General features: G+C 46.1%; 9 protein-coding genes and 1 pseudogene. 2 read left to right on the plus strand and 8 right to left on the minus strand.

Annotated elements, in window-relative coordinates:
• Positions 1 to 60: 60 nt before the first annotated feature.
• On the minus strand, positions 61 to 909 hold the full coding sequence (locus I6H64_RS07790) for a DUF72 domain-containing protein (protein ID WP_005919819.1): 849 nt from the start codon (positions 907 to 909) through the stop codon (positions 61 to 63).
• A 78-nt stretch (positions 910 to 987) separates the two neighbouring features.
• Complete coding sequence (locus tag I6H64_RS07795; protein ID WP_005919823.1) at positions 988 to 1,653, minus strand: hypothetical protein; 666 nt, start codon at positions 1,651 to 1,653, stop codon at positions 988 to 990.
• 144 nt (positions 1,654 to 1,797) lie between these two features.
• On the opposite strand from I6H64_RS07795, the gene I6H64_RS07800 reads away from it, so the two are divergent.
• The gene (locus tag I6H64_RS07800) at positions 1,798 to 1,989 is read left to right on the plus strand and encodes a PspC domain-containing protein (RefSeq protein ID WP_002830204.1); all 192 of its coding nucleotides are present in this window, start codon (positions 1,798 to 1,800) and stop codon (positions 1,987 to 1,989) included.
• 163 nt (positions 1,990 to 2,152) lie between these two features.
• Here the strand turns inward: I6H64_RS07800 and I6H64_RS07805 are convergent, their stop codons facing one another.
• From I6H64_RS07805 to trpS, 4 genes are all read right to left on the minus strand, one after another.
• Positions 2,153 to 3,109: a hypothetical protein gene (locus tag I6H64_RS07805; protein WP_056985024.1), complete on the minus strand. Its 957-nt coding sequence runs from the start codon at positions 3,107 to 3,109 to the stop codon at positions 2,153 to 2,155.
• Positions 3,102 to 4,328 carry a hydroxymethylglutaryl-CoA reductase, degradative gene (locus tag I6H64_RS07810; RefSeq protein ID WP_008842101.1) on the minus strand — a complete coding sequence of 409 codons (1,227 nt, stop codon included), beginning with the start codon at positions 4,326 to 4,328 and terminating at the stop codon, positions 3,102 to 3,104. The genes I6H64_RS07805 and I6H64_RS07810 overlap by 8 nt, the downstream gene beginning before the upstream one ends.
• Positions 4,325 to 5,263 carry a Ppx/GppA family phosphatase gene (locus I6H64_RS07815; protein ID WP_002830210.1) on the minus strand — a complete coding sequence of 313 codons (939 nt, stop codon included), beginning with the start codon at positions 5,261 to 5,263 and terminating at the stop codon, positions 4,325 to 4,327. The genes I6H64_RS07810 and I6H64_RS07815 overlap by 4 nt, the downstream gene beginning before the upstream one ends.
• A gap of 546 nt (positions 5,264 to 5,809) precedes the next feature.
• Entirely contained in the window at positions 5,810 to 6,832 is a 1,023-nt protein-coding gene (gene trpS / locus I6H64_RS07820; protein WP_008842103.1) for a tryptophan--tRNA ligase, read from the minus strand.
• Positions 6,833 to 7,179: 347 nt separating this feature from the next.
• Here trpS and helD point away from each other — a divergent pair.
• Positions 7,180 to 9,467 (plus strand): annotated as a pseudogene (gene helD, locus I6H64_RS10270) (RNA polymerase recycling motor HelD).
• A 181-nt stretch (positions 9,468 to 9,648) separates the two neighbouring features.
• Here helD and I6H64_RS07830 read toward each other — a convergent pair.
• Positions 9,649 to 10,809 (minus strand): cation:proton antiporter, encoded by a 1,161-nt coding sequence (locus I6H64_RS07830; RefSeq protein ID WP_005919839.1) that lies wholly within the window; start codon positions 10,807 to 10,809, stop codon positions 9,649 to 9,651.
• A gap of 29 nt (positions 10,810 to 10,838) precedes the next feature.
• Positions 10,839 to 12,176: a dihydrolipoyl dehydrogenase family protein gene (locus tag I6H64_RS07835; RefSeq protein WP_008842106.1), complete on the minus strand. Its 1,338-nt coding sequence runs from the start codon at positions 12,174 to 12,176 to the stop codon at positions 10,839 to 10,841.
• Between the last annotated feature and the right edge of the window lie 16 nt (positions 12,177 to 12,192).

The following is a 12,192-nucleotide window of genomic DNA, read 5'->3' on the forward strand; positions in this document are numbered from 1 at the left end:
TCTAAAGATAATTACTGTTATTGTACCATATAGCACGCGGAAAAACGGGCGCTTCCCGGGCTAAAATAAGTCTAACTGCATCGGGCCCAGTCCCGTAAAATGAATTCCTAGGAGTTCTTGCAATTCTTTAGCGTTGGCTACCGCATCGTGATTCCCATTGTTGTTAAAAATCACCATGACGTCTTGGACTGATTCCGCGACCGCCTTGATGGATTCTGCCAACTCTTTCAGTTCTGCAGACGAGTACCGGTAGTTGGTCCGTTCGCGCCGCCAGTTCTTGCCGCTACTGAACCAGCCGCTGGCATTGCGCCCGTGTAGCCGGAAAAACGCCTGTTTTGCGCTGGTGACTTGTAAAACAAACGGCATCCCTTGGTTCCCATCAAAGGGTTCATCCACCGTCACGTTAATCATTTTTAAGCGTTGTAAATAAGATAAGGTATCTTCAGTCACCGCATCGGTAAACCAACTAGCGTTACGGAATTCCACGGCAATTGGCAGTTTCCCCATCATTTGACGAACCTCGAATAAGTAGCGAATATTTTTCAGTTCGCAACGAAACGACGGTGGGAACTGAAAGAGTACCGCAGCTAATTGATTAGTTTTCACTAAGGGTTGCATGACCTTATAAAAGTCGGTGAACACCATCCGCCGCTCGGTAGTTAAGTAGTCTTCGTCAACTACCCCATCATGAAGCGTCATCGCTTGGTTAGCTTTAAAAATGAACCGAAACTGTTCTGGAACCTGATGCTGCCAGTTAACCACGTTGGATAAGGAAGGGGTCGCGTAAAAGGAGCTGTCCACTTCCACCAATGGAAAGTGACCCGCATATTCCGTTAACGTGGCTTTGTCCTTTCCTTCCGTTGACAACGCCGGATGGTCCGTCCACGTACTTAAACCAATTTCTATCATTTGAATTCCTTTCTAAATAAAAAACTGAAATTCAAATCCAAAAGTTCACGGTTAGTTTGATTTCAGTTTTATTAATATTTATTTAAAAACCACCAAAAGTGTCGATAAAAGCACCATCACTAAATTAATTGTCATTAAAAGCACGTCCAGCCACCGGCCTTCCACGCGGTGACGAATTGGCTTGATCAAAAAAATTAATAGTCCGGCGTAACTAATCGCTAATAATGGGGCCCACAGCCACATCCCCAAAATACCAATTAAGAAAAGACCGCACCCAATTTTTTCAGCTTGTGACAGGGGCCAAATTGGATCGTGTCCAACCATTTGCCGCCCTTGTGTTTTTGCGTTCGTTAATCGCCAGATGTCATAAATCTTGGCAACGATCGTAATTAAAGTTGCCCCAAACAAAATCGTTCCCGCTGCTTCACCAGCTGCCGTTTTACTAAAAAAACTAAAGCCGATCGCACAAGCAAAAACTACTAAAATGCTCATAAAGAGTCCCACGAATTCCCTAGTCTCCGAAACCTGCTCGGTAACCGATTCTTTGCTTGGGGTTAACCGCCGAATTTTTAAAATCATATGGATCAATGCGTACGCGACCGCTCCGACCACAATTAACGAAAAAAACAGGATGGTCCAAAAATCAATCTTACCTACTAACATGCGAAACATGAACAAGAATACCGCCACTAGCGAAAGTATTCCAGCAATGTTTGCCGTAATTCTCCAACCTTTTTCACTCATTTTTAAATGTCTCCAATTTTACACATGGAATCAGTACCTAATAATTCTACCATTTAATTTTCTGCCTAGCTATCGGGATTCGTCTTTCGCGTTTTTCTTACCTAAATGTTATATAATGTAAGAAACGAAATGAGGTGAGCACATATGAATAAACGGCTGTATAAATCATCCACCGATCGGGTAATCAGCGGCGTAATTGGTGGCTTTGCGGAAACATATAACGTGGATGCCAACCTATTACGGATTATTTACACTGCAATCACCGTCTTTTCCGGATTCTTCCCGGGCCTCATCATCTACCTGGTGGCTATGGTAGTAGTTCCCGAAAAATCATAATTTATTAACTTGAAGTAAACCCAGAAAAACTTAAAAGTTTTTCTGGGTTTTTATTATGCCGCTATTCTTGCGTTGCACTGCGTGACGTTTAACAACGGCTCCCCACTTAAAAACTCTGGTTAACGTCAACGACCGCAACCAGAGTTTTGAGTTAATGATTAAATTAGCGAGTGGTGTACGGCATCTTAATTTCGTCAAAGAAGTCCTTAACGTTTTTTGCGTACAGTTCCCGGAAATATTCGTCACTAGGCTTATCCTTTGGCGTAGGAACTACGAAGGCGTTTTGTTGGTCGCCAATTCCTAATCCTACAAAGGCCCGGGTGTCCTGAGCTTTTTCGTGCAATTCCGAATGGTAAATTTGGAATAATTGTTTAATGGATAACCGTAATTGCCGTTCGCTAAACACGCTGCCCAACGTAGCAAACTCTAGTGCATGAAGTTCTGGCAAGTCCCATTTTTGAAGCTGTTGATCCACCATCGTAAACGCCTTAACTACTTTTCGGTGCAAGTCAAACGGGCTAGTGATGCTGCGTTGGTTTAGTTCCGCCATCATTTTTTGGGCCGTTGCAAACGTGGTTGGATAATCCGCGGTTAACTGTGCTTCATAATCGCTAAGATGGTCGCCATAAAAATTAATTGCGTCCATCATCATGATCAAGCGAATGGCGCTAAAGCCATCTACTTTGCCATCCGTTTCGGGTTCCACCGCGTCTTGAATTCCCTTCAAGAATTCAGCTTCCACTTGTTCATCAATCAAGTCGTGACGCCGTTGCTCATCAACCACCACTTCGTGGGCAATTACGTCGTAAAGCTCCGTAATTAAAAACATTAATTGCTGGTCGGTTTCCTTTTCCCCAGTCGTTAAACCAAAGTACAGTTGCGGAAATCCTTTTAGTACCATCAATAAGTGAATTAGTTCGTGAGAAGCCGTGTAGTTAGGCGCGGTAATATCGTCTACCTTAATTAACATTTTTCCCGGCTCGTGGAATTGTTGGGCTTGGTCGTGCCGAACGAATCCGGCCTGTTGGTCACCAAAACTTAAGCGGACCTCCCCCGGGAAGGTTGCGTTAACGGCTTCTAATAGTGATTTTACTTGGTCATTAACCTCTACGTTACTCATCAAGATCCTTCTTTCTCATTTGTTCAATAATTTTTTGAGCGTGGGCGGCATCAATCCGCGGCTCTTTTAATAACCGGGGCACCGCCTCGTTTAATTTAGTTGCGGGCAATCCGTGTTCTAATAACAATGATTTTGCCTGTAGCCGCATGTGTCCGTGCTGAATTCCTTCGGTCACGATGGCTTTGAGCGCCGCTAAATTTTGGGCGAGCCCAACTGCCCCAATCACTTCTGCAAGTTGGTTAGCACTATCAACTTGAAGCAATTCGAGGTTTAGTTGAGCTTGTTCATTAATTCCAATCGACCCGCCGACCGTAGCAACCGGCAATGGCACTACTAGTTGGCCTTGTAACTGGTGATCAACAATTTGCCAGGTGCTTAGTCCCCGGTACTGCCCATCACGAGCTGCAAATGCGTGGGCACCACTTTCAATAGCCCGCCAGTCGTTCCCGGTAGCCATCACCACGGCGTCAATTCCGTTCATAATTCCCTTGTTATGGGTAGCTGCCCGGTACGGATCAATCTGGGCAAATTCACTTGCATCAGCAATCTTTTGGGCTACCGCAGAATCGATAACCGTTTCAGGAATCGTACAAGTAACCGTAGTCAGCGCCTGGTCAGCCAGGTTAGATAAAATTGCCATCTCTACGGTAATCCCTTCCATCTCAAATTCCGTTTTCAAAGCTTCAAGCATGGTGTTAATGGTGTTAGCCCCCATTGCTTCCTTTGTATCGACTAGCAAATCCACGGATAGCTGGGTAGCAGACAGCGGGCGTGGCATGATTTTTAACGCGCCGCCTCCGCGTTTTTGCATCGAAGGGTGGGCAGCATTGGCCACTTCTAACAGGTGCTTTTGGTGGTCAACCACCCATTGGCTAACTTCGATGCTCGTTTTCGTATTCATCAATAATTGGCCGCGCATCAGTCGCTTACTATGTGCTTGAAATCCGCCAGCTTGGCAAACTAACTTGGCTCCGTTGCTGGCTGCCGCAATTACGGAAGGTTCCTCGGTGACCATTGGAACCACGTGTTCACGTCCGTTAACTTTGAAATTCACCGCAATTCCTTCCGGTACTCGGAAATCAGTTAAATAATTTTCGATTTGTTGCTGCCGTACAGCGTCAATTGGCAGTTTTGCTAACGTAGCCACCCCTACGCCAGTCACTTCTGACAATAATTCCAACTGGGCTTGCCGGCTTAACCGATGGTATCCTTCAATCATAAATTAACTCCCTTTACATGTTGGTTAATGTATTCTGAAATAATGCCTTCCCGTACGCCACTTTCCGAAAAGATTACCCGGTCCGAGTCAATCATCTGAAGTAGCATCACCAATGGTAACACCCCGCCCACGATAATGTCGGCCCGAGCCGTTTCCAAACCAGCAATTTTTTTGCGATTTTCCAGATTACGGGTAATCAAAGAACGGAAGGTGCGGTTAATTGCTTCCGTTTTTAGCCGATAGCCGTGAATGTTGTTCACCCGGGCAATTTTTTGCCGACAGCGGTTGATCCGAGCTAACGTCCGGTTCGCGCCCCCTAGCAAGACTACCGGTTTATTAAACGCGTCCATAATCCACCAAACGTCACGGAGCTGCTTGTTAACAAACATTTCGGCGGAAAATAAATTATCCCCACGAATCACGTTGCTTAAGTGGAACCGTTCTGAAAGCGACACCGCCCCAATTGGGATGCTGATCATGTTCCGCGCCTTACCATTGTGCACGTCAATTAACTCACAACTAGCCCCTCCGGTATCTAGTACCAAACAGTCCTTGACCTCTAGTGAATTAATGACCCCCAGATAGTCGTAGTAGGCTTCGTCATCTCCCGATAAAACCTCTAATTTTATTCCCGTTTCGCGTTGAACGCGTTTTAAAAAGTCTTTTTGGTTACGGGCCATCCGTACCGCCGCCGTAGTGATCCCGCGAACTTCAATTCTCGGGTACTCTTCATAAATTGCTTTAAAACGGTGAAGTGCTTCAATCGTCCGGTTGATTGCTTGCGGCCGAAGCAAGCGTTCGCGTCCCATACCTTCAGAAATTCGGGAGTCTTCTTTAACCCGCCTGATTTCCCGGAACGTGCCTTCATCCGTAATCGAGTTAATGGCCATCCGTACCGAATTCGACCCTAAATCGACAATTACTAAATTTTTCATTATGGGATCCTCATTTTAATTGATATATTCATTTTTTATTTTACCATTCCCAATGGTTGAGCGCGTTAAAGAGTTGGCAAAACTAGTAAAACCTTATCAATTAGCGTTCCTTAAGTACTATTTAAAATTAGATCCGGCCTTTCGTTAAGAAAAGAAAAAAGGAAGCTCTTCCGGACTTAAAAAACCGAGTCCCCTTTTCAATGGATTGCCTTTAGTAATGTCGAAACGTGCTCCAGAACTCAATTTCTTCCGGTAACCAAATTAGGGTCTCAATCGCTAAAACCGCGATTAAGACCCTAATTCTACGTTTTCTTGCTGCATAGCCGAAACGTGCTCCAGAACTCAATTTCTTCCGGTTAACTAAATCAAGGCCTCAATCACCCAAACCGTGATTAAGGCCTTGATTCTGTGCTTTCCTGCTGCATAGTCGAAACGTGTTTTCTGCCCCAACTTCCTCCGGTAACCAAATTAGGGTCTCAATCGCTAAAACCGCGATTAAGACCCTAATTCTGTTATCCTCGGAAGCTGCCCGGGGCTGAAAACACTCTATTTTTTAAAATAATTCAACCCAATTGCTTCCCGCACCTCGCTCAAGGTTTGGTTCGCAATTGCATTTGCCTTTTGGCTTCCCTCTTCAAGAATTTGGTAAACTCCCGCAAGGTCAGCCGCGTAACTTTCCCGGCGTTCCCGGATTGGTTTCAATTCCGCTTGAAGAACTTCGTTTAAGTAACGCTTAATCTTAACGTCGCCTAACCCACCAGCTTGGTAATGATCCTTCAATTCTTGAACTTTTTCCTTATCTGGATCAAAAATGTCGAGGTAGGTAAAGACCGTATTACCTTCAATGTGTCCAGGATCCTCTACGCGAATGTGTTGTGGATCGGTGTACATTGACATTACTTTCTTTTGAATCGTGTCCGCGTCGTCTGCCAAATAAATGGCGTTGTTCAACGACTTAGACATCTTAGCATTTCCATCTAAACCAGGGATCCGGCCCATTCCCTTTGGTGGGAAGTAGCCTTCTGGTTCCACAAGAACGTTTTTACCATAGATATTGTTAAAACTCCGCACAATTTCGCGAGTTTGTTCCAACATTGGTTCTTGGTCATCCCCAACCGGCACCGTATCCGCCTTAAACGCAGTAATGTCGGCCGCTTGACTAACTGGGTAAGTCAAGAAACCAGCTGGGATGCTTTGGCCAAACGCCTTTTGTTTAATTTCAGTTTTAACGGTCGGGTTGCGTTCCAAACGCGAAACACTAACCAAGTTCATGTAGTGTTGGGTAAGCTCACTAAGCGCTGGAATTTGTGATTGGACAAAAATGGTCGATTTCGCTGGATCGATTCCTACCGCCAAATAATCGAGAGCCACTTGGATAAGGCTATTGCGAATCTTTTCAGGGTCCCGAGCGTTATCCGTGAGCGCCTGCATATCAGCGATCATGATGAAGGTATCGTAATCCCCCGTGTTTTGAAGTTGGACCCGATTTTTTAGCGAACCCACATAGTGACCGATATGTAACTTTCCGGTTGGCCGGTCACCGGTCAAAATAACTTTTTTGGCTGTCATTTCTTTTCCTCCAATAACTTAATTTAATAAATAAAAAAACCTATCATTCAAAATTTGAATAATAGGACGAAATCTCGCGGTACCACCTAAATTGTGACTTTTCTATAAAGTCACCGCTCACTTGAAAGATAAGGGATTTCGCCCTACGTAACGTAACTAATCCATTTCGCTTGCCGTGGGATTTTTCAGCAATCCTCCCTCTCTGTGCTTGGCTTACTACTTCTCTTCCATTCTATAGGAATTTCACTAACCTTGTCAAAAAAATCTCCCTTAATATCCTTTAGTTTGACTTTCCAGGAAATGGCCCCTAAAATGGTTCAAGCACTAAAAGGACGGAGGTAATTCAGGTGGACGAGCAACAGCAAGAACAACAACGCGTCGATTTCGTAGTTGACCAGATTGGCGCCCAGAAAAAGCGGACGGAAGACCTGTACGAAAAGGCCCATCACGAAACTAGCAAGGTAGAAAAGAACTATTCGCAAAACGCTAAGGTCAACTTGATTGAAGCCGACGACCGGATTGAAACGGAAGCGGAAATCCAGCAGCAAAAAGGTTTGGTTGCCCGGGCAGTGGAAAACGAAGCCATTTTAAAACGACAAATCAACTCCTTAACTGAATTACAGGATTCGCCTTACTTTGGACGCATTGACATTCAAGACCCTGACGAAACCGCGCCGGAATCACTATACATCGGCGTGGCCTCCTTTGCCGACCAAGACGGCGACTTTTTAATTTACGACTGGCGGGCGCCCATTTCCAGTATTTATTACAACGGGACCCTTGGAAAGGTCAAATACGAAACTCCCGCGGGCCCCATGGAAACCGAATTAACTAAGAAACGACAGTTTACCATCAGCCACGGCGAAATCACCCACATGTTCGATACTAACGAAACGGTCGGTGACGAACTATTGCAGCAGGCGCTCGGTGAGCAAAATGACGAATACATGCGCAACATCGTGGCCACCATCCAAAAGGAACAAAACGACATCATTCGGGACGTTCACAGCGACCTGCTCGTTGTTCAAGGGGTCGCCGGTAGCGGGAAGACTTCCGCGATCCTGCAACGCATTGCCTTTTTGCTTTATCATAGCCGGGCTTCCCTTGACGCAGACGAAATTGTTCTGTTCTCGCCTAACAAACTGTACAGTCGTTACATCTCCGACGTGTTGCCTAGCTTAGGGGAACGTAACATGCGCCAGCTTACCCTGGCCGAATTTCTTAACCGGCGTTTGGAAGGACTCAACGTCCAAAGCCTGTTTGACCGTTTCGAAAATCAGGTTAGCCAAACCGCGGAAGAACAGCGGATTATTTCATTTAAGGAAAGCCAACGGTACATTGAGTTAATTCAGCAATATGAAGCCCAACTCACCCCGGAAAATATTAAATTCACCGACATCAATTATCAAGGAGCGCCTTTCTTTAAAAAGGAGCAGATTCGCGAAATTTTTGCGAGTTTCCCTGCATCCATGAGCAACCGCGAACGGATTTTACGAACTAAAAACCAACTAGTTAAGTTATTAAAGGCCCGGATTGATCAAGAGGTTTCTGCGGACTGGGTGCAAACCCAGCTCGACCAAATTAGTGACGAAAAATACCACGAAATTGTGGGACGTCGCCACTTTAACTCCTTTGATGAAGAAAATTATTTCATTGGCCGTCACTTAGTTACTAAGGCTTTTGAAATTATCGACGATGCCATTTTTAATAACTACTTTATTGATATTTACGCCCAGTACGCGGATTTCTTAAGGCAACTCCCATCTTCGGAAATTGATGGCGCCGCGGCAGCCACCACCTCTTCAATAACGACATTGAATTGCACCACGTGCGTTTAGAAGATGCCGCTCCGTTAATGATGTTGCGGGACTTGATCACCGGAAGCGGCATCAATCGCAAGTTTCAGTACGTCTTCATCGATGAAATGCAGGACTATTCGGTTGCCCAGTTAATGTACCTCAAGCACGCCTTTCCGAAGGCCAAGTTTACGTTGTTGGGCGATAGTGAACAAGCTTTGTTCAAGGACGTTACCGAACCGGCCGTGTTACTTGAAAAACTTAAGGACGCGTTTGCCGTTCACCGGGCCAACCTGATCACCCTTAACCGCAGCTACCGATCCACCGCGGAAATCACTAAATTTGTGGCGGCTCTACTACCCGACGGTGATAAGATTCAACCCTTTAGTCGGCACGGTAAGTTACCCGAAATTACGGTTACGGATACCCCTTCCGAGGCCATTACCGCAGTGAAACAAATTTGCCAAGCCGAATTGCAAGATTACGGGACCGTCGCCATCCTGACCAAAAACATGCAGGAAAGTACTCAAGTTGCAGAATGGTTGCATGACTTAAAACCTAGCCTGCTAACCGACGGTGACCGCTCGTTGCCTAAGGGAATCGTTGTATTACCCATTTACTTGGCGAAGGGGTTGGAATTTGATTCGGTAATTGCCTACGACGTTTCAGAACAGAATTATCCCGAAAAATTGTGGCGGGGCACCCTGTACACGATTGCTTCCAGAGCCATGCACCACCTCAATTTGATAAGTATTGGTAAGGTTAGCGAAATCATCACCCAAATGAAGGAAGAAGGCTTTAGCATAAAAAGAGTGTGGAAATCTTCGGGAAAGCTCTAAAAATTAAAAAGACAAAGCTGAGAAAAACGAAAAATCACTGGGGGTTTTGACTTCAATAAAATCAAAACGTGCGCCAGAAGTCAGTTTGTTCCGCCTAATCAAAAAGACCGTTATGCCAAATTAAGGTATAACGGTCTTTTTTCAGTTAATGCTCGTCTTTTTGTTCCACTCTCAATTATATTTACCGTGCCATCGCGCGCTTATTGTACTTGATTGCATCTTTTAAAATGAACGGTGCAATCAACGTTACCAGCACGATTACCAACACAATTGCGGAATAGTATGTTTCACTCATTAAGTGTTCTCCATACCCAATTTGCAAGGTAATCAGCGCCATTTCGCCCCGGGAAATCATCCCGGCACCAATCACTCCGCTACTGGTTACGTCAAAGCCGGACAGGTACGCACCGGCGCCGCAACCTAGTAACTTGGTCAAGGTCGCTAAGACCGTCAGGGTGACAATCAACCCGATTACCGACTGCAATCCCGCAAACGACATCGAAAGCCCGACGCTAACGAAGAATACTGGAATAAAAACGGCGTAGCCAATTGGCTCAATGCTTTCATTTAACTCGTCATTTTCGTCAGTCAACGAAACGGCAACGCCCGCAAAAAACGCCCCGATGGCGCCGCTCAAACCAGCTACGTCCGCTAACCAAGCCAGTCCCAGACAAATAATGATCGACATTACTGGTCGGGCAGCGGTAATGTAAAGATGGTCCGCTGCTCGCATTAGCATCGGCACCAGCCATTTCCCAATTACGTACACGGCAATGAAAAATAGCACTTGGTAAAAAAGCGCGCCGCCCAAACTAGTCCGTGAGCCGCCGCTCGAACTAGTTAAGGCAATCATTACCCCTAATAACAATACGCCAAGGATGTCATCAGCCACTGCTGCGCCCAAAATCGTCGCTCCCTCTTTGGTATTTAGGGTTTGGTATTCCTTCAACACCTCTACTGAAATACTTACCGAAGTAGCCGAAAAAATCACCCCAATAAAGAGGGCTTCCATTGGGCTAACCCCGAAGATCAAACTCGCGCCGCCTACCAGCGCAATTGGCAAAATTACCCCCATGACGGCAACGACCAGCGCCGGTTTAATATAACGCTTCAGCATCTTCAGGTCGCTTTCTAAGCCAGCTAAAAACATCAGAATAATGACTCCGATTTCGGAAAACACCGCGGTGATTTCGTTACTGTGAATTACCCCTAAAACTCCCGGTCCTAAAACAATTCCCACCAGTAATTGGCCAACTACGGCAGGAATGCCAATCCGTTGTGCAAAGTGGCCCGCTAACAGCGTCAATCCTAAGATTAAAACGAGGACGCCCACGAACTCCATTAAATCACGATCCTTTTCTTAAATTTTAACTACCGCAAGTACTCTAAGTCACTAGCTTCAGTGGGGTACGCGAAAATTTGCCGTTGTAACTCGCTAAGACTACCGCCATGGTTGATCAGCCACGTAAGGTCGTTAATCACGTGTTCCGCCTCACTACTCATGGTAACCACGCCCACTACTTGTTGAGACTGGCGGTCAACCACGACCGTCGCCCGCGCGTCTGGATCTTGGATCCGCCGATAGGTAAACCAATTAGTTAAATCCAAGTCCTTAACTTCATAGCGTTGCGAATCTTTTTGTGCAGTTGCAACTTCCACTCCGGCCTTCGCTAATTGGGGAACCCCATACACGACCGTCGGAATCACTGGATACGCAATGGCTGCCGAACTTTGGTGGGTCAACAATTGCGCCAAATATTGTGCTTCAAAGCCTGCCACCGGAGTTAATTTCGGTTGCGCTTTAGCCACCACGTCGCCCATTGCATAGATGTTGCTTGCCGTAGTTTTCAAATGGTCATCTACCATGATACCATTTTTCGCGGTCTCTACCCCAGCCTGTTCAAGGTTCAGGGTATCCATGTTAGGCACTCGGCCGGCAGTAACGAAAACCTGGTCCACTGGCAAACTAAATTGCTGATCATCCCGCAAGGTCATCCCCTCCGCGCTTTTTTCGATCGCGGTAACGTCAATGTTTAAGTGGAATTGAACCCCTTGTTTAGTCAGTTGTTCCATAAATTGCTTAACGCTTTCGGCTGGAAACTGCTTCAGGGGCCGATCGTTGTGATGAATCACGTGCACTTCCGCACCGGCTGCGTTCGCGATGGCTGCCAATTCAAAAGCAATGTAGCCGCCCCCTACTAAGGCAATTCGCTTAGGCAGTTCCGACATTGCCAAAAAGTCTGTACTAGTTTGCATCAATGCTTCATTTTCAATTTTGCTTAGGCGTCCCGGACGTTGGCCAGTGGCGATTACGAATTGGCTGCTTTCCACCCGCTGTTCGCCTACTTTTAGCGTGTGTTGATCTACAAATTCAGCGTGCCCGTCTAAAACCATAATCCCGGCGTCGACTAATCCCTGGCGGCTGCTTGAAGAAACTGGTTCCGTGAACGTTTCCTTAAAACGCATTAGGGAAGCCCAGTCGATTTCCGGTTCGTTTTCTAAGCCCTTCCCAACGAGGTAGCGGCTACGTAACTTGACTTCCACTGCCGCCATTAAAACTTTTTTCGGATCACACCCGCGGTTGGGGCAAGTACCGCCCCAGCGATTTTCTTCCACTACCGCCACGGTTTGACCAGCTTGTTTTAAATCATACGCTAACCCTAAGCCCGCAGGTCCTGCACCAATAATAACTACGTCAAATTTTTCCATAATGCTCCCCCTCATT

The sequence above is a fragment of the Pediococcus acidilactici genome (assembly GCF_016127815.1).
GTDB classification, from domain to species: Bacteria; Bacillota; Bacilli; order Lactobacillales; family Lactobacillaceae; genus Pediococcus; species Pediococcus acidilactici.

Coding starts and splice junctions, on each gene's coding strand:
- I6H64_RS07790 (WP_005919819.1), bottom strand. CDS start 909: ATGATAGAAATTGGTTTAAGTACGTGGACGGACCATCCGGCGTTGTCA.
- I6H64_RS07795 (WP_005919823.1), bottom strand. CDS start 1,653: ATGAGTGAAAAAGGTTGGAGAATTACGGCAAACATTGCTGGAATACTT.
- I6H64_RS07800 (WP_002830204.1), top strand. CDS start 1,798: ATGAATAAACGGCTGTATAAATCATCCACCGATCGGGTAATCAGCGGC.
- I6H64_RS07805 (WP_056985024.1), bottom strand. CDS start 3,109: ATGAGTAACGTAGAGGTTAATGACCAAGTAAAATCACTATTAGAAGCC.
- I6H64_RS07810 (WP_008842101.1), bottom strand. CDS start 4,328: ATGATTGAAGGATACCATCGGTTAAGCCGGCAAGCCCAGTTGGAATTA.
- I6H64_RS07815 (WP_002830210.1), bottom strand. CDS start 5,263: ATGAAAAATTTAGTAATTGTCGATTTAGGGTCGAATTCGGTACGGATG.
- trpS (WP_008842103.1), bottom strand. CDS start 6,832: ATGACAGCCAAAAAAGTTATTTTGACCGGTGACCGGCCAACCGGAAAG.
- I6H64_RS07830 (WP_005919839.1), bottom strand. CDS start 10,809: ATGGAGTTCGTGGGCGTCCTCGTTTTAATCTTAGGATTGACGCTGTTA.
- I6H64_RS07835 (WP_008842106.1), bottom strand. CDS start 12,176: ATGGAAAAATTTGACGTAGTTATTATTGGTGCAGGACCTGCGGGCTTA.